Raw genomic sequence first — 22,764 nt, forward strand, 5'->3', positions numbered from 1 at the left:
AGAGAGAATGAGATCCCGCATCAGACAAGCAGGAACTGTCAGAACAAAGCTAACGCTGATCATTTTTATTGTTGCTATTTTACCCGTATGCACACTTGGATATTTTTCGTATCATCAATCCTCCAAGGTTGTAAACTCACAGTTTGGTAGTTATGGTATGTATGCCGTTGAGCAACTTAAGCAACATGTGGATAGCAATTTAAAGCAGATGGATCAAATTACAGGTAATATCCTATCCTATCTCATAGCCTCGTCCATATTAGTTGAAGATAAAGCACCTTCTACGTTTGAACAATTTGTTGAGGAACGGGATTTTCAAAACTATATTTCCTCACTAGAAAACACAAATATATTTAATGTAGCCGTGATTACGCCTTCAGGAAGGGTCATCGGAAAGACCCTAATTAATGAGGAGAGCCTTGCTAACTCCCAGTTCTGGTCTAATGAATCTCAGTATAATGATAGGCATGTTATGATTCATATTCCTGACTATTACTCCGTTCCTAGCAACGACTATATGATCAGTTTGATGGTTCCTTTAAAGAACTCTTTCGGGTTACCTATAGGTAGTAAATTAATAATTGATATGAAAGCGGATACAATTCTTAGCTTAATTAAATCATTCGAAGTTGATACCAAATCCCACTTACAAATTAAAGATGCATCTGGACGCTCTTTGTTACCAGCATCTTCGAACTATACGAGTCAAGACAATGATATTGTATGGTCACGTTCTCTGGATACAGAGGATTGGGTAGTGGAGGCCAGAGTTCCTTATGCAACGTTTTATGAATCGTCTACCGTTATTTTGAAGTATTCTGTCTTTATTTCCGGATTAGCCGTGTTTCTAGGCGTGATTTTGGCGAGCTTCTTTTCCATTCGTTTTACGATGCCAATTAAGAAATTAGCTCATTCCATGCGTAGGTTTGGTGAAGGTGATCTGCTAATACGAACCCCTGTCATGTCATCGGATGAGCTTGGTTTTCTAAGTGAAGCCTTCAACAAGATGACAGAACAAATCGTGGAGCTTGTTAACGAAATCAGTAGAACCGAGAAGCTCAAAAGCGATGCTGAGCTGAAGATATTACATTATCAGATAAATCCACATCTATTGTTTAATACGTTGAATTCAATTCAATGGAAAGCGAAGCTAGCCCATCAACCCGAAATTCAAAAAATGCTCCAGCATCTTATCGTCGTTCTGGATGGAAGCCTTAACTTCAAAAAAACGCTTCTTCCCTTGAAGGAAGAAATCGAAATAGCACGTCATTTTATCGAGATCCAGCGCTTTCGTTATGACGATGTGTTCACCTTTAACCTTGAGGTACAACCCGGGATTGAACAATGCCTGATTCCACGAATGGTGTTTCAGCCCTTGCTGGAAAACATTTTTTTTCATGGATTTCGAGACGGTCATGGGAACATCAATATGGAAATATTTGAAGAAAGAAATATATTATTTATGGTACTTGAAGACGATGGAATGGGCGTCACCACGGAGCATATGAAGTTTATAGGTTCTGGCCAGAGGGTGCCGGATAAGCAAGGTGGATTAGGTTTACGGAATGTGGATGAACGTTTTAAGCTGCATTATGGTGATGTATACGGATTATCCATCGAATCAGACAGAAATAAAGGAACGAAGGTGACTTTGACATGGCCAAAGACAGTGGAAATTCATTCCCAATCAAGGTTCTAATTGTTGATGATGAGCAACTCGTAAGAAAAGGTCTTCGTATGACGATTAATTGGGAACAACATCAGATGGTTGTAGTGGATGATGCATCTAACGGAAGTCTTGGGTGGCACAAATTTTTGGAACATCAGCCCCAATTGGTTATAACAGACATTGTCATGCCGGAAATGACGGGGATTGAACTCGCGCAAAAAATCAAAAAAGAAGCCCCAGAGACTGCGATACTATTCCTGAGCTGCCACAGGGATTTTGACTATGCCCAGCATGGAATCCAATTGGGGGTACATGATTATATCGTCAAGACGGATATGGATGACGATCATATCAATGACTCATTACATCGTGTTTATGTACAATTCAAAGAGCACCTCACGAAGCAACAAACAGCGGTGGATATGGTCAATGAGCATCAAGATCGCACAATAGAGGCAATGGAAGATTGGCTTAATAAGCATAGTTATACAGCTAGAAATTATTTGTTAGAACGTGTACGTACAGAGTGGAACTGGATGTTATCCTATTCTTGTTTGATTCACGTGTTTATTCCTCGAGATAGTACTGACAGTAAAGGTATCTTTCTTAATCAATGGAAGGATATATCAATGGCTAACCCGAATCAATTAAAGTTACTTGAGTTAGACGAATATTCTGCATTTATTGCATGTACACCAGCGCTTCAGGATCTAGTGAGATCGAAGCTTGTAGACTTGAAATTAAAGAACAATTCATTAGAGTGGCGCCAAAGCAAACCCATTGTCAATGCTGAAGGTTGGTTAGATTCTGTAAGCAGGTTATATCGCATGTGGCAAGTAGAATGTAATACCAATTTGTTAAGCTTGACGCACAAAGAGGATATTATACAAGCCATTGATTTCATTGATCAGCATCTTGATACTGATATTAGAGCAGCAGATGTGGCTGCAATTATTGGAGTGAGTCGAAGTTACTTTAGTACGATCTTCAAGGAGGCAACAGGATATAGCATCATTTCCTTTATCTCTGATCGAAAGTTACATCGGGCTAAGGAGTTACTAAGTGTAACTACTATTCGTATAGAGGAAGTCGCCGAGAAAATAGGCATTCAAGATGTGAAATATTTTTCGAAATGGTTCAAGAAACATGTGGAGATTACACCTGGGCAATTTCGTCTTCAAACAAAATGACCATTTCTTTGAACAAATGTACAACTGTGCCTGGATCGTCTGGGCATTTTTTTTGTTTATCGGAAAAGATCACACTTTAATCAAACAACAGTCCGTTTGAAAGCCCTTTCAGAAGATTTATCATAATGAATGTAAGCTAGAATTTATCAACTACAGGGGGTTAAGATTCATGAAAAGAAAAAGCCTGCTATATGTACTCATTACTTGTCTGATGTTTTCTTTACTAGCAACTGCTTGCTCTTCAGATAACAAGCAGAATGAGTCCACTGCACCAGCTAAAGGTGACGAGAAGGTTAAGTTAGTGGTCTGGATTTGGGAGACCGCAAAAGACGGACTCGATTTGAATATGGAAGCGTTTAAGGCGAAATATCCAAATGTCGAAGTTGAATTTCAAACGATGAAGTCTACAGATCTGTATTCGAAATATCTGATTACTTCAAATACCGGAGATGTGGTACCCGATATTATTACAGTAGAATCGACAAATCTATCCCAAATTGTGCAGATCGACTCATTGCTTGATATCACATCTCGCGTAGAACCATATAAGGACAAGATGAGTTCCTATAAATGGGAAGATGCTACCAAGGATGATAAAGTCTATGCCATGCCATGGGACAGTGGTCCAGTTGTTATGTTCTACCGCAACGATCTCTTCGCACAAGCAGGCCTACCTACCGACCCAGAAGAAGTTGCGCAAAAAATTCAGACCTGGGACGACTATTACGAGGCGGCTAAGCTAGTTAAAGAAAAAACGGGAGCTATGATGTACGGAGATTCCAAAACGAACTCTAGTAACCGGATGTTTGAATCGATGATGTGGCAACGAGGACTCTGGTACTTCGACGCTGAAGGAAATGTTGCAGTAGATTCACCGGAAATTAAGGAAAGCGCAGATTTCCTCATTAAAATGCAAAATGAAGGACTTGTGTTCGATGCCCGTGCCAATTCTGACCAATGGGGTAACGGTATTCGGGATGGAAAAATTGCAACCGTTGTCGGCGGTTCGTGGCATGATGCAATTATTGAAAATCAATATTCTCCAGCGGACAAAGGCAAATGGTCTGTAACGATGATGCCTAAATGGTCCAAGGATGATAAATATACGGGTGCGAATCAAGGTGGAGCGAATTTGGCCATTAACAAAAATTCGAAACATCCTGAAGAAGCTTGGAACTTTATCGAATTTATGCTTGGTAGTGAAGATTCCCAAGTGCAAATGATGGAGAAAGCCGGACTATTTCCAGCGATGTTAGTTAATAATGATGCCTCGTTAGAGGAGAAATCAGCCTACTTCAATGATCAAGCCATTCGAAAAGTATATGCTCAGTCTCTTGCGAACACTTATCCATTGGCGTATACTTCCGATTTTCCAATGGCAAACAAACTTATGACAGATGTATGGGCGAAAGTCTTCCTGAATAACGATAGCTCAGAGAAAGCGTTACAAGAAATGGCTGCTGAGTTACGCAGCAAAACAAAGAGAAACTAAATTAATTCTGATAGGAATGGAGGGAACGATATGAAAACACCTAAATGGAACAAGCAACTGTTGTTTGCTCCCTATCTTTACATATCACCCTATTTCATTTTGTTCTTTTTCTTCTCGTTATATCCTATTTTGTATTCATTTTATATCAGTCTTACGGATTGGAATGGGTCTGGAGAGAAGCATATCATTGGGTTTGATAACTATGTACAATTGTTCGGAGATAAGACCTTTTGGTTATCCCTATGGAATAGTTCATTGATATTCCTGATGTATGTGCCGCTCATGCTATTTCTGGGTCTAATCTTTGCTTCCATATTGAATTCGAATTGGATGGTAGGTAAAGGATTTTTTCGGATGGCACTTTTTGTACCCAACTTCGTATCCGTTGTAGCCGTATCCTTCGTGTTCATCTTACTCTTAAATACGCAGGATGGTCTAGTTAACAGTATTCTCAGAAGTATTGGTCTGATTGATAATCCGATACCTTGGCTCGAATCGCCATGGTGGGCACGTATTTCCGTTGCCATAATGGTGTTATATCGCTGGCTTGGATACAATATGCTGCTGTTGTTGACAGGATTGCAGAACATTTCGAAGGATTTGTACGAAGCCGCATATGTGGACGGAGCGACAAAAATCAAAAGTTTCTTCTACATCACCATTCCGTTAGTCAAAAAAATGTTGTTGTTCTGTACGGTGCTCTCTACTATTGGAACATTCTCGCTCTTCACAGAGCCTTTTATTCTTACGCAGGGTGGACCGCTAAACTCTACGATGACCCCGGTATTGATGTTATACACAGAAAGCTTCCAAAACTTTAATTTCGGTTACGCATCTTCCATTGCCGTCTGCTTCTTTATTCTGATGATGGTAATCTCATTGTTGCAAATGCGTATATTTGACGATAAAGAGTAGGGCGGGAGGATATTATGGAAAAAACGATTAAAATACAAGCTAGAGACACTTCTAATAGCAAGAGCATATGGTCCTCATCTTTAGCCTTTATATTGATGGCTTTGGCTTCAATACTAACAATGTTTCCTTTATTCTGGTTGTTTAGTTCCTCGTTAAAGGATATAAGTGAAATATTTGTAAATCCACCGATCTGGGTTCCCTCAACCCTACATTGGGAGAACTTCAGGGAGTTATTTGTAGAACGAAAATTTGGTATCATCACGTGGAACAGCTTCTTGTTATCTACTACCTCCACGCTTGTAGCTTTAATATTTTGCGGATTGGCTGGGTTTGCTTTTGCAAAATATCGATTTAAAGGGAAGAAGTTTTTATTCGTACTAGTGCTGGCATCACTGATGATTCCGCATGAAGCTACAATGGTGCCCTTGTTCGCTATGTATAAGAACTTAAACTTGATCGATAACATTTGGGGAGTTATTTTGCCGGATTTGGCCAATGCATTTGGGATATTTTTCATGCGGCAATATTGTATGTCGCTTCCGGATGAGATGATGGAGGCGGCACGAATAGATGGTTGTACCGAATTTAAGCTCTTCCGTCGCATCGTACTTCCTAATTTGAGATCAGGATTTGCAGGACTAGGTATCATCCTATTCGTTAAACAATGGAATAACTTCTTATGGCCTTCAGTGATCTTGAGATCTCAGGAAAATATGACGTTATCCGTTGCGCTCAAAGCGCTTGAGGATAGCAATAATACACCGTACCATCTTATTATGGCTGGTTCTGTCATCAGTGTTGTGCCGCTTTTGATTATCGTGTTGATCTTTCAAAAGCAGTTAATTGCAGGGATGATCGAAGGCGCAGTAAAGGGCTAATTAATAATAGTTTATCGATACCCCATCTCGATTACGAGGTGGGGCTTTTACATGTATTAAGATCCCTTGACAATATTATGTAAATGTCGTATATAGTAAGTAGTAAGTGATAAGTAGTAAGTAGTAAGTGAATTTCCAAATGTTCATCATACAGATTAAACATCATCCGTAAGTTCGAAATTAAGAGTAGGGGTGGATGGTTATGACGGATTTAAAATTAGCACAAAGTTTTGCATTGATCGCATTAAATGCACAGAGTAGTCTTTATTTGACTAATGCAAAGAAAGTGTCTCTACGTTGCATGGCAGCTGCGGTTATTTTAGAGGCCAACTTAGAGGGATGTTTTACACAAGCAGAGAACAAGCTAACTTTCCACAAGGAAGTACTTGAACAATCTCATTCAACACTCTATAGAGAAAAAGTTCTGCAGCCCTTGCTTCATAACCATACTGAGGTGATAGGCGATCTAAATTGGTGGTTAAAAAAGGCTTCTAATCTATCTAAGAAAAAATTAAAAAAGTTTGAAATCGCGATATCAGATTATCTTAAGTCAATAAATATGCTGGAAGAAATCCCAAGTTTGTTAGGTAGCGACATGTATTTTGATTCTGCTGGAGTTGAAATGAGAGCATATCGCAGTAATTTGGAGACGTACTCGAGGATTACTGAGAACATTCGGGCTGAAATTTTGGAAGAGGGATCGGTAACGGATGAGATCATTTGTATGCTGTGGCTTCTTCGTGAAAGCGGTTGTATGCATGATTTCTTCTCGCGGAACGAACTGGAAAAAGTGAATACGAGAATGAATGAATTATATCAAAGTAATTTATTGGCAAAAGCCTTGTTTCCGATTCAAATCCATCATGGAATTGAGTTAGGAATCAAACAATTATTAGAAATGAAGACTAAGTTTATGAAGACATATACCGGTAGCAGTATCAATTTTTTCTTCCCTTTTCTAGAACGCTCACAAGCTGTTTTTATAGAAACAGAGGCTTGGTTCGATAATTCTAATAAAAGACTAAACTCCGTCCTTACAAGGTTAAGGTCATATGGACATGAAGTTAAGGTAATTGAGGGAGGATCGATTGCGACCCTTAAAATTGATAATATGTTATACGATGCGATGCCGCATTTTGTGATCATGAGAGTACCAATTCAAGGTGTGCGTCTTGTTCCGAAGCACCCAGTCTAAAGGAGTTGGTATTCATGTCTAGACAACGTTCAATGGAGACGATATTGGTGTCAGAATATGTATCCATTGGTGAATTGGTGCGACTTACAGGATCTCGTTATAGTACACTGAAGCACTACACCGAAGAAGGTATGCTGCCCTTTGAACAAGCCGAGGAGAATTTGACACGAAGGTATAGAAGAGAGGAAACCGTTGCTCGTATTCTTTGGATTAAAGAGTTGAAAGCGAACGGTTTATCGATTCCAGAAATTAAAGAAGCTCTAGACCATGAATAAAAGCATAGGGTGTGAACTCTAATGATATTTTATCGTCGTATAATTAGCACTCTTGTTCTGACGTCAATTCTTATAGCTTCCTGTTCAAATGCAACGGAAGAAACGTCTTCAAATATACATCCAGCAATTGTAATGGAACAAGATAGGGTTATTCATACAGCTCGCCAAATCGTTCCTGTGTCACAGGTCCCAGCATTGGATGCTTATTTAAGCAAGGAACAATATACGAAGATTGAATTTGACCGCCTTCAGGTAAGTTCGATCTATGATACGAATCAGGTTGAGGTTGTTCGAGTGGGATATGGCTGTGGAAATAAGATGTGCCAGAACGTATTGGTACAGGTGAAAGATAATGAGACTTTGAGTTTGGAGTTGCCTGAGAGCATCTATATGGACAGCTTACTATTGCAATCACAATATGATACACGAGCGCTAATCCAATATGGATATGACGAGGGGAATGTAAATCGAAGTGGGATTGTGGGGATTGACCTGGATACCTTTCAAATTTTGAAGATAACAGATGAAGATATAGAAAAGTTAATGGGTCAGATTCCAATACAAGAAAAAACATGGATAGATGCTCAGACGATTGAGCTAATGATAGCGGATGTTCCCGATGGATCGTTTGAAGCCTTAAAAGTGTGGTATGACATTTTAAATAAAGAACCAAGCAAAGCACCTACTCGAAAGGTAATAGTAACATTTACAACCTAATCATCAAGGAACATGAGCACCTTTTAGAAAGGTGCTTTTTCTTGATTTCAGCAATAATCATATTCCATCCCTTCCTACGATGAGAATGAACTTACGGATGAGATGGCTCAGTTTGGTACGCTCGTCACAATATTTGTTTACGTTTTATTACCATTTGTCTTAAAGCACCTAAGTTTACAAGTACAGTTCCAGCAATGATCGTGACAACCCCAAGTAGCGTGATCCAAGAGACGGTCTCATGATAAAAGAGTACACCTACTCCGACTGCTATCGGAGGAGAGATATATAGCCAGGTGGAAGGGAAGACCGGATTCGTCTTGGCTACAAGCCAATAGAATAAGGTATGTCCAACCATAGAGCCAAGCACGATCAGGTAGAGGAGCGATCCAGCTGTTTTGAAAGATAATAGGAATGAAGGATGCACGTCTTCGGTAATGAAAGAGAGTATGAACAATAATATTCCACCGTACATCATTTGCACTGCATTTAATGCGATTGGCGAGACATGGGACATGTTACTTATTACTTTCTTCGAATAGATTGTCCCGAGGGCATAGCAGCATTCTCCTATTAATATTGCGACACAGCCGATAAGCCATAAATGAGAGATGTTCAACGATAAATTAGGCAGTACTAATAGCAACACACCGATAAAACCGATGATGCAACCAAATAAGGAGTGTAGGGGCGCCTTTTGACGTAGAATAGCAGTCTGCAAGAGGAGAATCATGATCGGCCCCGTTGCTGACAACACCGCACCAAGTCCTGATGATACATATTGCTCAGCCCAATATAGAGTTGAGAACGTACCGAAAGTCAATGTTGCTCCGGTAAATGACATTTCTTTACGTAATAATAAAGAGAAGCTCGCCTTACGTTTCCATACCATCCATAGAAACAGAATAGATCCGGCTAGAAAAAAGCGTAGCCCTGCAGAGAAGAAAGGTGGTGCACCGGCATCTACTCCAATTTTAATCGCTAGAAAGGTCGTACCGAATATAAGACAGATTAATGCATAAGCCACTAGAATCATGTTCATGTCCCCTTTAGAAGTTGTTCGTTAATCATAAATCGGGCTGGACAGAACAGATAATAAATAACAGAACAGATACTGTGAGTTTTCATGTATCATGAAAGAATTAGATTATCTCAAGGAGATGTTGCAGATATATGAAAAAAACGGCGGGAACATCACGAAACCATTCATTATTTCGTCAAGTTTATGATTATATCTTGAATCATATTGAGCGTGGCGAATGGAGTGTCAATGATAAATTGCCCTCGGTACGCTTACTTGCTGAAGAGCTCAAAGTACACCGATTAACGGTGTTTAAGGCATATAGACAGCTGACTGAGGATGGCAAAGTGTATGTAAAGGACAAATCGGGATATTACGTGTCAGCGAATAATGCTGTAATTGAAGATGGTGCTATCGTTTCTTCATATATTCAATCAAGTCAACTATCCGATATTCAACGAATACCAGTTAAGTATCAATTCTCACAGGCATTGATTGATCCTAATTTACTGCCAAATTTGTATTTATCGGATTATGTTAAGAAAGTATTTGATATGTACCCTAAGGTAATGGGTACTTATGCCTCGGTACAGGGCGATGATGAGCTCCGGGAATCACTGAGCCAACATTTCAAAGAGCATCATCGATTGCAACTATCATCTGATGAATTATTGATCACATCAGGAGCTCAGCAAGCCATTAATCTGATCGCTCAAATGATGCTTGGAACCTTGGATTCGGTGTTAATAGAGCGACCCACATATAGCGTAGCGATGGATATTTTTCGCAGGCAAGGTGCGCGGCTTATTCCCGTGAATATCTCACCTGATGGGTATGATTTGGATGAAGTGGAACATTTAATGCGCACGTATAAGCCACGTATGTTCTATATGAATCCGACACATCACAATCCTACCGGATATACGGTTCCGGCATGGCAACGTAAATTGCTAGTGGAATTAGCTGAACACTATCAATGTTTGATCGTAGAAGACGATCCGTTTCGAGATATCTTTTTCGACGAGAAGCCGCCGCTACCTTTATTCGCTTATGACACGGAGGGCTGGGTGATATATATCAGTAGCTTTAGTAAATACATTGCTCCAGGTCTACGAATTTGTGCTGTAGCCTGCCGTTTTCCATTCATGAACCAGCTAATCAAGGCAAAGTCGATAGCTGATAACGGGACTCCGCAACTAAATCAGAAGATTTTTTTGCATTACTATTCATCTCCACGGTTACAGCAGCATTTGGATAAGTTACGTATAGCGCTTCAGATTCATAAAGAGATCGTGGAGGAAGAACTGGACAGGGCGGGCTGGGAATGGACGGCTCCACAAGGCGGACTCAATTTATGGGTTAAGTTACCCGGTGAGATCTCGGCTGAAGCTCTCTATCGGAAGAGTATTGAGCAGTCCATCAGCTTTGTTCCTGGAGTGATCTGTGATCCATTGGGAGAGTCGAAGTCGTGGATTCGTCTCAGTTTTTCCTTCGCGAATGAGGCTTTACTCCGTGAAGGAATGCAGCGGTTGGCAGCATTATCGCGGACTTTGGAGGTAAAATGAGCATTTATACCATCGTGCATAGATACCTCATATTGTTGCAAAACTAAAATTAACAACAAATGAGGAGCTAAACTTAACATGGATAACAGTGATGTAGTCAAAGAATTAAATGCTTTTCTCGAAGGCAATTATATGGCGGTGCTTTCTTATGAGCGATATATTCAGCATGTTGCGGATCAGGACATTAAGAAGGTACTTCAGGATATTCAGAAAGACCATAAATATCATGCCATACGGGTAGCCGAAAGAATTCAAAACCTGGGCGGAGTTCCTGCAGATGATGCGGGAATCCAAGGGAGCATGGTGGAGTTTATGAATCGTTTCAAAAAAGCCACGGATGATCCTAATTTTATTTTGCAGGATGCTATAAAAGGTGAAGACAAAGGGATTCAAATGTCCGAGCAATTGGTTAGAGGTGACTTGGATCCTGAGAGTCAGAAGTTAGTTAAAGATATTTTAAATGAAGATCGCCAGCATTTAGATCAATTAAATCATTATGTCCATTGAGATCAGGGGGACAAATCATTGAAGCGATTCGATCCCGATCTTATATTTTTCGAACCACAGTCGTTAGATTATCCCTTAGGAGAACAGTTATACAAACATTTTGAGCAAGCAGGCATTCCGCTCAAAATGACAACCTCTCACAATCGGGTAACGGGCATTCCAGGAGATACCGATGCACAGAAATATCGAAATGCAAAAAGGACATTAGTGGTGGGGGTTAGAAAAACTTTAAAATTTGATACCTCCAAGCCATCTGCAGAATATGCCATCCCTTTGGCAACAGGTTGTGCAGGTCATTGTCATTATTGTTATTTGCAAACCACGATGAGTTCTAAGCCTTATATCAGAGTATATGTAAATTTAGATGAGATCTTAGCAGCGGCTGAGAAATATATCGAAGAACGAAAACCGGAAATAACGACCTTTGAAGCGGCATGTACAGGAGACCCCGTTTCTTTTGAACATCTTACTGGAGCTTTGCGTTACTATATCGAATTTATGGGGAAGCAACCTTATGGACGGCTTCGTTTCGTAACGAAATACGACAATGTTGATTCATTATTAGATGCTAACCACCGGGGACATACCAGAATTCGTTTCTCGATCAACTCAAGTTATGTCATTCGTAACTTTGAACCTGCGACTTCTGGCTTTGAGGAGCGCATTGAAGCGGCGGGTAAGATTGCTGAGGCAGGATATCCGCTGGGCTTCATCATGGCCCCGATCATGATATACGATGGCTGGAAAGAGGATTATTTGGAACTAATCAAGAAGCTGCACGAACGAATTGGAGACATTGACATTGTCGATTTAGAATTTGAATTGATCCAACATCGATTTACCAAAGTTGCGAAGAACACCATTATGAAGCGATATCCCAAAACCAAGCTTGATATGGATGAAGAGAATAGACAGATGAAGTGGGGCAGATATGGCCGTTACAAATACGTGTACAAAAAGGAAGATGCCGTAGATATGGAACAGATGTTGCGAGAGCTTATACTCAGTCATTTTCCAAACGCAAAGGTGTCTTATTTTGTATAAAAGAAAACGTGAGGATGCAAGTACATTGCTTACCCTCACGTTTTTTTAATTATTTCTGCGTCGTTGGCAACCAGTTAAGAATAGCAGATGATATTTGCTCAAGCTGCTGTTTCGGGGTAATGTCCGCTTCATTGTCGCCTTTCTGCTGGCCATACGAACCGAATTGACCATGATTACCACCGTCTATGGATACGTATTTCGTCTTCTCTGCTGGGAGATTTTGCTTACTTTGTTCCCATGTGCTCCAATTCAATACTGCGTCTTTTGAGGCTGTAACTTGCAGGATCTCAAGATTGGAATCCTTTAAGCTGCCGCCTTCATCCGCATAAGATCCTAGAAAGAATACCCCGGATATTTTATCCGTATTAACAGCTGCGAATCTAGACGCGAATACTCCTCCAAGTGAATGTCCCCCTATTACATAGGTATCCTCTGGATGCTCCGCGATCAAATCCTTTGCCCGATTCTGTCCGAAGATAGCTAGGTCAAATGGCATTTTTGCTATATATACACGGTGTCCCGCTTCCGACAGCTTACGAGCTAGTGGTGCGTAGCTCTCGGCATCTACAAGACCGCCAGGATAGAATATCACGGTTGGTTGATTAATTTCTCCATCCGTAGGTTCAAAGCGAAAACCATCCTTAACAGTAGTAACCGTGGCTGCGGAGTCACTCACCAGCGCTTGCTTCGCTTCTTCTAGCGGCTCATATTTCATCACCTGATAGGCAACGGTTAACCCCACTACCAGCACAATCACAAGTGAAGACACAGAAATAAGTAACCACTTCCATATTTTTCGCTTTGGCTTGGAACGCACAAAACCTTGCCCATAATTCACGCTATTTTCCCCCTTAATCATGCTGTCTCCATAAAAAACTAGCGTACCACAGTCTGTATCTCTTCGACAAATGATGGACTTACATATTAACGTTTTTATTTCGAGACTTCTCAAACACCTTGATAATCCAGTATACTGACCTCAGTTATGTATTATAAGAATTTGGTGTAGGTCATATGAGAGGACATGCGATGGTGGCTTCTGATTATGCCATCAAAGCGGTTGGACTAGATACACAAAATGACATGACTCGGATTACGGAAGAGAGGGAATGGCAATTGCGAGAACTGCGACAATATATGTATCAGGAATAGATTTTTATTACTTAAGAACAATTTCTTTCTCTTATAATGTCAGCTAAAAGAATACTAGTTTTTGAAAAGTGTTAATTGAGAGGACGACAACGATGAGAACAGAACGTTTTATCTGGTTTAAAAGACTAAGGATTAAGAATAAGATCATATCAATCTATTTTCCGCTGGTCCTTATTCCGCTCTTATTAATGGGCCTTTTTTCTTACACCATCAACTCCGAAGCTATTATTAAAAAGACGAAAAAAAATATGCTCGATGAGTCCAGGCTCATTATGATGCGAATAAATACGATATTAAACAATGCGGACAGCTTTGCCAATCTCGCCATGCTTGATCTCAACAAGGATAAACAGCGGATGATTTCGCAAAGAGAGAAAAGGGCACCTCTTGACTCGCAGGCTAACGATGATTTCGTATTACGCAATCAAATTGAGAATAAGTTAGATTTTGCCCTCATGATCTTTCCTGATGTGGAATCAGCGTTGTTCATCGATCTAAATGATAATATCTACGTTACGGATCCAAGATTGAATCAGGGTACAACCCTGGGATTAAATAGCCCTATGTTTCAGGAAGTGAAGCGTCAAAACGGCATTAATACTTGGTTTCCCATGCAACGTCGGGATTATTGGGTGCTTAACAAGGAGCAGGCTGTACTTACCATCGGAAAGAAAATATTGGATACCGAATCCCTAGATACACTTGGATACCTGTTTGTAAATGTGAACGAGAAAGCGTTATCATCTATCTATCGTCCGGTAGGATCGGAGCAATCGAACGGTTATTATATCATCGACGACAGGGAACTCGTTATTTCCTCAAGTGACGAGAATCAAATTTTGCAGCCGCTAAATCCTGATCAAAAATTGAACTTCCCTGACCAAACAACCGTGCTTCAGGAAGAGAAGACGGTGAATGGAAAGAAAGTGCTGCTCACTGCGGCGAATTCTTTTGGTAAATCGGGTTGGAAATTGGTGAATGAAATCGGGCTGAAAGATTTGACGAAGGAAACGAGACAAGTAACAAAGATCATTGTAATCGTTTGCGGGGTCAGTCTCTTGTTTGCTTTGCTTGGCGCCGTTATTTTGTCTAAGGCTATTGCTTCGCCCATTGTATTTCTGGCCAAACACATGAGGCGGATTCGGGAAGAGAATATTTATAATCCGGTTGATGTTAAAAGTGGTGACGAAATTGGTATCCTCGGCTCGGGACTAAACATGATGCTTGGGCGTATTGACGATTTGCTTGTGAGGGTTAAGGAGGAACAACAGTCCAAACGGGAATATGAATTGGCACTTATACAGGATCAGATCAAGCCACATTTTTTCTACAATACTTTGGATTTAATCTATGTATTATGTGTTGCGGGGGAGAACGACAATGCAGGCAAGGCTACAAAGGCGTTAGCTGACTTTTATCGAATCGCGCTGAGCAATGGTAAAGAGATGATTACGGTGCGTGAAGAGATTCGCAACCTGCACAGTTATCTTTATATTCAAAGCGCTCGTTATTCTGATTTGTTTGATTTTCAAATTCTGATACCGAATGAGCTATTAAACAGTGACATACCTAAGTTGACCCTGCAGCCTTTGGTGGAAAATGCGATCTATCATGGATTGAAAGAGAAGGGGAGCTTTGGACATCTCACCATAGAAGGTGAACGTCATAAGGATGCAATACACTTGAGCGTGAAAGATGACGGAGTTGGTATTCCTCCAGAACGGTTGGAGCAATGGAAAGTGAGTGGTAGAGAAAGTCATTTCTTTGGACTTAACAATGTCAATGAACGAATCAAGCTGTATTTCGGGGAACGATACGGCATTCAAATCCAAAGTCAGTTAGGCAAATGCACCACCGTAACAGTTGAGATCCCACTAACGAATGGAGACATCGAACATGATTAAGATCTTATTTGCTGATGATGAGGCGGTATTTCGACGCTATTTTCGAAATGTAATTAATTGGGAGGCAAATGGGTACCAAGTATGCGGAGAGGCGAAGAATGGCTTGGAGGCGTTGGAGCTTGTAGAGCAGATTCGCCCCGATATCGCTTTTATTGATATCAATATGCCTTATATGAGCGGGATGGAACTAGCAGCGAAAGTGAAGACATTATATCCGACCACTTTTGTCTTGTTGGTTACAGGTCACAGCGAATTTGAATATGCTAGGCAGGCAGTCAAAATCGGTGTGGATGACTACATCCTGAAGCCTTTTGACAAAGAGGAATTACTCATGGCTCTTGCCAAAGTGAAAGCTTCCATGGAAAAGACTAGAGTAGAGAAGGACAAGACAAACAAAGAACAACATGTTTGGAAAGAAGGATTTCTTAATTTACTCATTAGTAATACATACGAGCAAGACAATGAAACCATACAAACTCAGTTGAAGCACTACCAGCTCGAAGAGGGTAGTCAACTCTTTAAGGTAGTTGCGGTGGAAATAGATGGTCTACATGAGCAATGGCCGGATTCCGAGGAAATAAGATTGCGCAAATATATCATCGGTAATCTATTACAAGATTTGGTTCAAACGGAAGGTCGGCATTTTATTTTTAATGGGCCGGAAAACCGTGTAATCTCGCTGATTCAATTCTCCGGTACACAAGATAAGGAGACTTTCGATAGTTATGGTTACGAGCAACTTAGTGCATTAATTAAAAAGCACTTTGGTTTTAGTGTTACCATCGGAATCGGCAGTCCCGGTGAGGGAATCCCTTCGATCCGTCAATCTTATATGGATTCGGTTATTGCATTGAGGAACAAAATCTCCATGAACCATAAAGATGTCGTCGATTATCAGGATATTACATCAAGGTCGGCCAATGTCGGCTTCTATCCAAGTGAGATGAATGAGAAATTATTGATTCATTTGCGGCAGCATGATGAAGAGGGGATTAAGAACAATTTGGATGCCATTCTCTTATATATTCAAACGAAGCAGCTATCTAGCGATTATATTCATATGATTATGGCGGGGCTTGTTTCCTTGTGTCTGACTTATATTTATGAGATGGACAAACGGGTTGATCAGCTGCTACCAGAAGGGTTCTCCCCCTTCAAGGAAATTTTCAACAAACCTTCTCTCGAAGCGGGTTTCACTTGGATCACAGATTTATATTTGACTGTTGCCCACCATTCCAAAGGAACAAAACGTTCCAAGTCAGCCAAGTTGTTGAACTCCGCTAGGGAATATATAGATACCCATTACAGCGATAATCAGTTGAAGGTTGAGGATGTTGCAAAGCATCTCTATATTCAACCGCGCTATTTACTAAAAATATTCAAACAGGAGCTTGGGATCAGCGTCAGCGACTATATCTTTGAAATGCGGATGCAAAGAGCCAAAGATTTGCTTGTATCCGGACATAATTTACGATTGACGGATATTGCAGAGATGGTAGGTTACAGCGACCCAGGCCATTTTAGCAAAAGCTTCAAAAGAAACACCGGATTATCGCCTAGCGAATATGAAGTCACACGGTCAAAATAATCCAGAAAAGAGGCCGGATCATACAAATGTGTTCCGATTTATCCCTTAATGAAAGCGTTCTTACTCATTACAATAAAGACAGATCCACGAAGGGGGATAAGAAAAAATGAAAAAAATGAAGTCTCATGCAATGGCAATAATTTTGCTCTCCGCTATGGTTGCACTGTCAGGTTGCGGTTCTTCCAACAAGGGTGCAGACAAGGAAGTCAGCGGAAATAAAGAAGAACAAAAACCGGAAACGGTTCAAACCGTCAAGCTAAAATTCTATGCACAATACAGTGGTCAAGAGAAAGCCGCTTATGATGCTGCGAAAGAAGCGATGAAGAAAATAATGCCGGAGGTAGAAGTAGAGTTTGAAGTTGCCGCACAAGATGACGAACAAAAAATTAAGACCTACGCAGCGGCAGGAACCTTACCAGATATCTTTTTTGCATCTAGCGGGCTCATCGAGACGTTGAAGAATTCCGACAATTTATTGATATTGGATGATGCGGTGAAAGCAAACGATATCGAGTCCAAATTGAATGAAACTTCCAAAGCGATGCTGTGGAATAAGGATGGTCATTCCTATGCGGTTCCTAATGTTGGTCAATGGGCATCGGTCCTATATTATAACAAAGAAATTTTCGATCAGAATAGCATCAAAGTACCTGCTAACTATACGGAATTATTGGAAGCGGTAACAGCTTTGAAAGCGAAAGATATTACACCACTTGCGTTATTTGCTAAGGAAAAATGGACGGGTGTGCAGCTGCTTGATATGGCTATTGTCGGATCCGATCCTGGTGGCTTGAAGAAACTTGACAACGGCGAAGGAACGTTCGCTGATGAAGCTTATGCACAAGGTGCGAAGAAGCTCGAAGAGCTTACCAAAGCAGGATTACTGTCTAAAAATGCTTTTAACACGACCTATGATGATGCAGTAGCACAGTTTACCTCCGGCAAGGCGGCTATGCTCTTGAATGGTGCCTGGGCAATGGGTGCTTTGGAAGAGGGACTCGGAGAAGGCAAGATAGGGCTACTGTACACGCCGTTTACAGATGCGGATAAGGTGGATAGCGTTCAGTGGAATATTAGCGGTGGCGGCTTCAACCAAGGTTTTGCCGTTTCGAAAAACACGAAATATCCAGAAGTAGCAGCAAAGTATGCAGCACTAATATCCCTAGAGTTTAATAAACAACGTGTCATTCAAATCGGAGATCCGAACCCAGTTCTGGTAGAAGATGTACAGCCTGAAAAAGGCTTTACGCCGATACAGCAAGAGTATGCAAAAGACGCAGTTAATTTTAAATCGATGACAACCTTCGCTTGGGGCTTTGAGAATGCTAAATTTAAAACGGTTATCGAAGATAACTCACAAAAGCTGCTCGCTGGTCAAGCAGCGGATGATTTTATTAAAGATATGAATAAAGAACTAGAGAGAGTCCGTCAATAAAAGGCACATCAAGCAGGTTGTCCTTAAATAGAGGGCAACCTGCTTTTAAAGGAGGCACATATGACATCGAAACAAAAATACAGGGTAGCATTATTTGTTTTTACGGCCCCGACGTTGCTTTTTTTCTCCATTATGGTTGTTTATCCGATTCTTCAGACATTCCAGAAGAGTTTCTTCAATTGGGACGGGTTAACCCCAGCAACCTTTAATGGACTTGATAATTTCAGACGATTATTTCAGGATGACGACTTTTGGGTATCACTCAAAAACGGTTTGATCTTTGCTCTTGTACTTGTTGTTTATCAGTTAGGACTGGGCACGGTGTTGGCTATCGCCCTCAGTAATAAAAAAATATTCGGTCGTAAATTTTTCAAAACAACCTATTTCATTCCTGTAGTCCTATCTAGTGTTGTGGTATCCCAATTGTTTATCGCTATATACAACACAGATGGCGGTTTGGTTAATAGTCTATTTACCGCATTAGGTATCAATTATCAGCAAGCTTGGTTGAGTGGAGAACACAGTTCGATATGGGCGATTGCTTTTACTAACGCATGGCAGAACCTGGGGGTTCATCTGGTGCTGATCTATGCCGCGATTAAGTCTATACCCGAGCAGCTCTATGAGGCAGCCACTATCGATGGGGCTAGCTTTTGGAGAACACATTGGAAGATTACAATTCCTCTCCTTGGAGAGACCTATAAATTCTGTTTGATTATGGCTATTACCGGCGGGTTAAATGCCTTCCAGAATATGTTCGTTATGACTAACGGAGGTCCAGGTAATATTTCGTATACTTTTACTTTTATGATGTACAAAGCGGCTTTCCGCTCTGGTGAATACGGATACGGTTCAGCTGCTGCGGCCTTCCTTGTTATTGAATGCTTGCTCTTTACCATTCTTATCAACAAATTCGTAGCCCGGGAGAAAATCAGTTATTAGACGGGAGGATCTTATGTTAAAGCGAGTAATGAGCAGAATATCATCCTATGGTTCTCTTCTGTTCTTTGTCCTAATTAGTCTATATCCACTAGTATGGTTGTTGTTTTATTCGTTTAAAAATAATGAAGAGATTTTTTCTACTAATGTATTTGGCGTGCCTCATGTGTGGCGGTTTGAGAATTATGTGAATGCTTTTGATGTCTTTGATCTAGTTCTCTATTTCAAGAATAGTTTTATCGTTTCGATTGGAACGGTTGCGATTACAGTGTTTCTCTCGCTTATGTTCTCTTATGCGGCTGCGCGGATGAAATGGCGATTTGCAGATACAGCCCGAATTTATATGACGGCCGGGATGTTTATTCCGATGCAAATTATTCTGATTCCACTACTTGTCCTTTCTCGCGATTTGCATTTGCAGGATAGTTATTTAGCGGTGATTGTACCTTATGTGGCGTTTCAGCTTTCTTTCTCTACGATTATTTTCTATGCCTTCTTTCGCTCGCTTCCCTTTGAAATCGAAGAGTCGGCGTCGATTGATGGTGCCAGTGTATACAGGACGTTCTTTAGCATCATGGTTCCGCTCGTGAAGCCGGCAATTGCTTCGGTTTGCATCTTCGTCTTTCTGTTCGCATGGAACGAGTTTCTGGTGGCTCTCGTTATGATCAGCGATAATATGCTTAAGACGTTGCCTCTTGGCTTGTTATATTTCCAGACACAGTTTGGCTCGGATTGGGGCACGATGGGCGCAGTTATGGTCATATCGACGATTCCAACGATAATTATCTATCTATTGTTCTCGGAGCAGATTGAAAAAGCATTGACCGTAAGTTCAGCCGTAAAAGGCTAGCTCCTACGTACTATGGGCACGGAAAGGTATACAGAACTGGTAGCTTACAAAGTGAAAGAAGAGAATAATTAAATAAAACATCGGGATTCCCGGTGTTTTTTTTGCTTGATTTTTAGTTATCACTCTTCGAGAGAATAACCCGATCAGGTCTCAGTCGGGAAATCCATTTGACTTACAACCGGTTGTTTCACCTCCATAAAATGAAGCCACTTTTTAGATGAGGGTATGAAACGTTCCTACGATTCTAGTTAAATAGTATTCCTGCATACGTGGATAAGTATGGGCAATTGCTCCTTAAGGTCGGATATTAGACTAATATTGTAAATGTACATATTATTTATCATTTTAGATACCAATTTCATGATAAGATGCTGATATATTACTATTAATTAAGGTGGTGGTTTGCTTGTTAGATAAAGAAAACAAAATATCAATCATACTTGCATGGATCGGAATTATTTATATCGTAGTAGGTTTTATTTTAGGGTTGGTATTAGGTAAAGATTCAGATGGATATGAACAAGTGTGGTCTTTGACCTTTATTTGGTGGGTTGGAGGATTGATCTCAGGAATGTTTTTTATTGGATTATCAGAGATTATAGAACAATTACATAGAATAAATATGAAATTACGTAAGGAACCAGTGAATGATGACGACTTAATCTTATTAAACGATTAATTCGGGGGGACGAAATGCTAGTTAATATTGAATGTCCTATAGAATTCCTTGATTATAAATTTTATAAAAGTAAAAGTACTGGTCAGGTTTACTGTTCGTTAACGTTTAATAACCTTACGAATAAACTTATTAAAGGTCTAAAGGCTACGATCTATTGTTATGATCAATTTGGCGACGCGGTTGTGGAAGGAAATAATAGAGTTGAATGTAAGATAGATTTTAATGATGGGTTAGCAAGAAATCAAAGAACTGACAAAAAAGTTTTGCTTTCAGAGTTTCCTAATACTAGAAAAATAGAGATTGATATATTAAAAGTCTTATATGATGATAAAACGATTTGGAGTAAGGATACTACAGAATTAGAAAAAGTAGATTTGATCAAGATAGAGAACCCAAGACTACTAGAATTTGTGAAATTACGAGCGGGCGAAGATGCTATCTACCTTGCTAGAAAGTATGAACATAGGTGGATTTGTCTTTGTGGCAGATTAAATCATGAACATCAATTCAATTGTTTAAGATGCAGTAGAGAAAAAATAGATGCCTTAACTAATTATAGTGATGAAGAAAAGATTAGTAATGATCTAAAAGCACATGAAGAACATACGTCTGAAGAACAAAGATTGATAATGGAAAAGAGCGAACGTCAAAGAGAAATAACGAAACACAAGGTAAAGAAATTGACTAAATACTGTTCTATTGCAGTCGCTATTTTACTAATAACTGGAATTGTTATCTATGGATTTATGACGAAATTTACATTTTCTAGGGGGGATAATGAGACTTTAGTAGAAGATGTAGTAGTTGATCAGCAAGTAAATGAAAGAGATTATCCTTTGGCTGAGGACTGGATCGTTGACACTACCTTTGTAGAAGTTGAAGGGGAAAAGGGCCTTGGAGAATTTACAATTAATTATCGAAAAGACGGTATCGTTAAAAGTAAAATAATTAGTAATATTATTAGGCCTGAAATCATTGATATTGATAACAATGGCTTAAGTGAGGTTGTGTTTAAGCACGCAATTGAACTCCCGGAGATTTTTTATGCTGAAACACTCTATTGGGAGGATGTTTACGATTTCGATATGGCCACTGAAGAGTTATATTTTGAAAGTGTAAGATATCCGGATTATTATAAGGACTATTTCATACCTGCAAATAATTTACTGCTCGCTGAATGCAATAATTCTGCTGAAAAACAAGCGTATGGAGTACTTCTGCAGGCAGCCGAAGATTTGATTAATGGGAATTTCACTCCTGATCAGAATCATCAAAGGATTACAAACTTGATAGATGCTAATATATTGGCAAATAAGCTGAAGATTACTAGAATAAAAGATAAGTTTTATGTTTACGGTATTACATATGATATGGAAATAAGCAAAGCCATAGAGATTCTTGGTGACCCTGATGAATCATTTGAGGTTGATTCAAAAGTTGCGATTTGGTATTTAGATAATGATTTAGAGCTTTATGTTGAATACTATTCAGATGAGCCCATATTTTATATTGCTTTGGGTGAATTTGATAAGATGATCAAGCAGGAAGTCATAAACATGTTGGGGGGGACGCTTGAACATGAACAAGATGGGAACATAGAATATGATTATTACTTAACTCCCTCGCAGTACCTTAGCTTTGGAATAATGCCAAAGGAAGGACGCTTTCGAATTCAGATTATGAACCCTGATGTCATTTATGCTACAGGAGGGAGTCATCAATTCTACACTATGAAATAGGAACAACAAAGAA

Annotated in this window: 21 protein-coding genes; 19 read left to right on the forward strand and 2 right to left on the reverse strand. The window is 40.0% G+C overall.

Annotated elements, in window-relative coordinates:
• Positions 1-7: 7 nt before the first annotated feature.
• The 8 genes from IEW05_RS07415 to IEW05_RS07450 all read left to right on the forward strand — a co-directional run bounded on the left by IEW05_RS07415 (position 8) and on the right by IEW05_RS07450 (position 8,331).
• Positions 8-1,699, forward strand: a complete 1,692-nt coding sequence (locus tag IEW05_RS07415) for a cache domain-containing sensor histidine kinase (protein ID WP_194434100.1) — start codon at positions 8-10, stop codon at positions 1,697-1,699.
• A complete protein-coding gene (locus IEW05_RS07420; protein WP_188537272.1) occupies positions 1,657-2,859 on the forward strand; it encodes a response regulator transcription factor in 1,203 nt (400 codons plus the stop codon). The genes IEW05_RS07415 and IEW05_RS07420 overlap by 43 nt, the downstream gene beginning before the upstream one ends.
• A gap of 169 nt (positions 2,860-3,028) precedes the next feature.
• Positions 3,029-4,351, forward strand: a complete 1,323-nt coding sequence (locus IEW05_RS07425; RefSeq protein WP_188537274.1) for an ABC transporter substrate-binding protein — start codon at positions 3,029-3,031, stop codon at positions 4,349-4,351.
• A gap of 30 nt (positions 4,352-4,381) precedes the next feature.
• The gene (locus tag IEW05_RS07430) at positions 4,382-5,266 is read left to right on the forward strand and encodes a carbohydrate ABC transporter permease (RefSeq protein WP_188537276.1); all 885 of its coding nucleotides are present in this window, start codon (positions 4,382-4,384) and stop codon (positions 5,264-5,266) included.
• 14 nt (positions 5,267-5,280) lie between these two features.
• Positions 5,281-6,144, forward strand: coding sequence for a carbohydrate ABC transporter permease (locus tag IEW05_RS07435; RefSeq protein WP_188537278.1), 864 nt, complete (start codon positions 5,281-5,283; stop codon positions 6,142-6,144).
• A 202-nt stretch (positions 6,145-6,346) separates the two neighbouring features.
• Positions 6,347-7,339, forward strand: a complete 993-nt coding sequence (locus IEW05_RS07440) for a hypothetical protein (protein ID WP_188537280.1) — start codon at positions 6,347-6,349, stop codon at positions 7,337-7,339.
• A 14-nt stretch (positions 7,340-7,353) separates the two neighbouring features.
• On the forward strand, positions 7,354-7,614 hold the full coding sequence (locus tag IEW05_RS07445; protein WP_188537283.1) for a helix-turn-helix domain-containing protein: 261 nt from the start codon (positions 7,354-7,356) through the stop codon (positions 7,612-7,614).
• Positions 7,615-7,746: 132 nt separating this feature from the next.
• On the forward strand, positions 7,747-8,331 hold the full coding sequence (locus IEW05_RS07450; protein ID WP_194434101.1) for a hypothetical protein: 585 nt from the start codon (positions 7,747-7,749) through the stop codon (positions 8,329-8,331).
• Positions 8,332-8,455: 124 nt separating this feature from the next.
• Here IEW05_RS07450 and IEW05_RS07455 read toward each other — a convergent pair whose 3' ends face one another.
• On the reverse strand, positions 8,456-9,364 hold the full coding sequence (locus IEW05_RS07455; protein WP_188537288.1) for a DMT family transporter: 909 nt from the start codon (positions 9,362-9,364) through the stop codon (positions 8,456-8,458).
• Between the two features lie 137 nt (positions 9,365-9,501).
• On the opposite strand from IEW05_RS07455, the gene IEW05_RS07460 reads away from it, so the two are divergent.
• The 3 genes from IEW05_RS07460 to splB all read left to right on the forward strand — a co-directional run bounded on the left by IEW05_RS07460 (position 9,502) and on the right by splB (position 12,465).
• Positions 9,502-10,914: an aminotransferase-like domain-containing protein gene (locus IEW05_RS07460; protein ID WP_188537290.1), complete on the forward strand. Its 1,413-nt coding sequence runs from the start codon at positions 9,502-9,504 to the stop codon at positions 10,912-10,914.
• A gap of 78 nt (positions 10,915-10,992) precedes the next feature.
• Positions 10,993-11,421, forward strand: a complete 429-nt coding sequence (locus tag IEW05_RS07465) for a DUF2383 domain-containing protein (protein WP_188537292.1) — start codon at positions 10,993-10,995, stop codon at positions 11,419-11,421.
• Between the two features lie 18 nt (positions 11,422-11,439).
• Positions 11,440-12,465 carry a spore photoproduct lyase gene (splB, locus tag IEW05_RS07470; protein WP_188537295.1) on the forward strand — a complete coding sequence of 342 codons (1,026 nt, stop codon included), beginning with the start codon at positions 11,440-11,442 and terminating at the stop codon, positions 12,463-12,465.
• 49 nt (positions 12,466-12,514) lie between these two features.
• Here splB and IEW05_RS07475 read toward each other — a convergent pair whose 3' ends face one another.
• Positions 12,515-13,303 carry an alpha/beta hydrolase gene (locus IEW05_RS07475; RefSeq protein ID WP_229753290.1) on the reverse strand — a complete coding sequence of 263 codons (789 nt, stop codon included), beginning with the start codon at positions 13,301-13,303 and terminating at the stop codon, positions 12,515-12,517.
• 176 nt (positions 13,304-13,479) lie between these two features.
• Here IEW05_RS07475 and IEW05_RS07480 point away from each other — a divergent pair, with 176 nt between their 5' ends.
• From IEW05_RS07480 to IEW05_RS07515, 8 genes are all read left to right on the forward strand, one after another.
• On the forward strand, positions 13,480-13,617 hold the full coding sequence (locus tag IEW05_RS07480) for a putative immunity protein (protein WP_188537299.1): 138 nt from the start codon (positions 13,480-13,482) through the stop codon (positions 13,615-13,617).
• A gap of 92 nt (positions 13,618-13,709) precedes the next feature.
• A complete protein-coding gene (locus IEW05_RS07485; RefSeq protein ID WP_188537301.1) occupies positions 13,710-15,521 on the forward strand; it encodes a sensor histidine kinase in 1,812 nt (603 codons plus the stop codon).
• Complete coding sequence (locus tag IEW05_RS07490; RefSeq protein WP_188537303.1) at positions 15,514-17,109, forward strand: response regulator; 1,596 nt, start codon at positions 15,514-15,516, stop codon at positions 17,107-17,109. Before IEW05_RS07485 ends, IEW05_RS07490 begins: the two co-directional genes overlap by 8 nt.
• Positions 17,110-17,215: 106 nt before the next feature.
• Positions 17,216-18,544: an ABC transporter substrate-binding protein gene (locus IEW05_RS07495; protein ID WP_188537305.1), complete on the forward strand. Its 1,329-nt coding sequence runs from the start codon at positions 17,216-17,218 to the stop codon at positions 18,542-18,544.
• Between the two features lie 60 nt (positions 18,545-18,604).
• Entirely contained in the window at positions 18,605-19,486 is an 882-nt protein-coding gene (locus tag IEW05_RS07500) for a carbohydrate ABC transporter permease (protein WP_188537307.1), read from the forward strand.
• A gap of 13 nt (positions 19,487-19,499) precedes the next feature.
• Positions 19,500-20,333, forward strand: a complete 834-nt coding sequence (locus tag IEW05_RS07505; RefSeq protein ID WP_188537309.1) for a carbohydrate ABC transporter permease — start codon at positions 19,500-19,502, stop codon at positions 20,331-20,333.
• A 406-nt stretch (positions 20,334-20,739) separates the two neighbouring features.
• Positions 20,740-21,012, forward strand: coding sequence for a hypothetical protein (locus IEW05_RS07510; RefSeq protein ID WP_188537311.1), 273 nt, complete (start codon positions 20,740-20,742; stop codon positions 21,010-21,012).
• A 14-nt stretch (positions 21,013-21,026) separates the two neighbouring features.
• Positions 21,027-22,751, forward strand: a complete 1,725-nt coding sequence (locus IEW05_RS07515) for a hypothetical protein (RefSeq protein ID WP_188537313.1) — start codon at positions 21,027-21,029, stop codon at positions 22,749-22,751.
• Positions 22,752-22,764 lie beyond the last annotated feature (13 nt).

The organism is Paenibacillus segetis, assembly GCF_014639155.1.
GTDB lineage: Bacteria > Bacillota > Bacilli > Paenibacillales > Paenibacillaceae > Fontibacillus > Fontibacillus segetis.

What these genes read in the sequence shown, in the direction of transcription:
- IEW05_RS07415 (WP_194434100.1), top strand. Translation starts at nt 8, where the DNA reads ATGAGATCCCGCATCAGACAAGCAGGAACTGTCAGAACAAAGCTAACG.
- IEW05_RS07420 (WP_188537272.1), top strand. Translation starts at nt 1,657, where the DNA reads ATGGCCAAAGACAGTGGAAATTCATTCCCAATCAAGGTTCTAATTGTT.
- IEW05_RS07425 (WP_188537274.1), top strand. Translation starts at nt 3,029, where the DNA reads ATGAAAAGAAAAAGCCTGCTATATGTACTCATTACTTGTCTGATGTTT.
- IEW05_RS07430 (WP_188537276.1), top strand. Translation starts at nt 4,382, where the DNA reads ATGAAAACACCTAAATGGAACAAGCAACTGTTGTTTGCTCCCTATCTT.
- IEW05_RS07435 (WP_188537278.1), top strand. Translation starts at nt 5,281, where the DNA reads ATGGAAAAAACGATTAAAATACAAGCTAGAGACACTTCTAATAGCAAG.
- IEW05_RS07440 (WP_188537280.1), top strand. Translation starts at nt 6,347, where the DNA reads ATGACGGATTTAAAATTAGCACAAAGTTTTGCATTGATCGCATTAAAT.
- IEW05_RS07445 (WP_188537283.1), top strand. Translation starts at nt 7,354, where the DNA reads ATGTCTAGACAACGTTCAATGGAGACGATATTGGTGTCAGAATATGTA.
- IEW05_RS07450 (WP_194434101.1), top strand. Translation starts at nt 7,747, where the DNA reads ATGGAACAAGATAGGGTTATTCATACAGCTCGCCAAATCGTTCCTGTG.
- IEW05_RS07455 (WP_188537288.1), bottom strand. Translation starts at nt 9,364, where the DNA reads ATGATTCTAGTGGCTTATGCATTAATCTGTCTTATATTCGGTACGACC.
- IEW05_RS07460 (WP_188537290.1), top strand. Translation starts at nt 9,502, where the DNA reads ATGAAAAAAACGGCGGGAACATCACGAAACCATTCATTATTTCGTCAA.
- IEW05_RS07465 (WP_188537292.1), top strand. Translation starts at nt 10,993, where the DNA reads ATGGATAACAGTGATGTAGTCAAAGAATTAAATGCTTTTCTCGAAGGC.
- IEW05_RS07480 (WP_188537299.1), top strand. Translation starts at nt 13,480, where the DNA reads ATGAGAGGACATGCGATGGTGGCTTCTGATTATGCCATCAAAGCGGTT.
- IEW05_RS07485 (WP_188537301.1), top strand. Translation starts at nt 13,710, where the DNA reads ATGAGAACAGAACGTTTTATCTGGTTTAAAAGACTAAGGATTAAGAAT.
- IEW05_RS07490 (WP_188537303.1), top strand. Translation starts at nt 15,514, where the DNA reads ATGATTAAGATCTTATTTGCTGATGATGAGGCGGTATTTCGACGCTAT.
- IEW05_RS07495 (WP_188537305.1), top strand. Translation starts at nt 17,216, where the DNA reads ATGAAAAAAATGAAGTCTCATGCAATGGCAATAATTTTGCTCTCCGCT.
- IEW05_RS07500 (WP_188537307.1), top strand. Translation starts at nt 18,605, where the DNA reads ATGACATCGAAACAAAAATACAGGGTAGCATTATTTGTTTTTACGGCC.
- IEW05_RS07505 (WP_188537309.1), top strand. Translation starts at nt 19,500, where the DNA reads ATGTTAAAGCGAGTAATGAGCAGAATATCATCCTATGGTTCTCTTCTG.
- IEW05_RS07515 (WP_188537313.1), top strand. Translation starts at nt 21,027, where the DNA reads ATGCTAGTTAATATTGAATGTCCTATAGAATTCCTTGATTATAAATTT.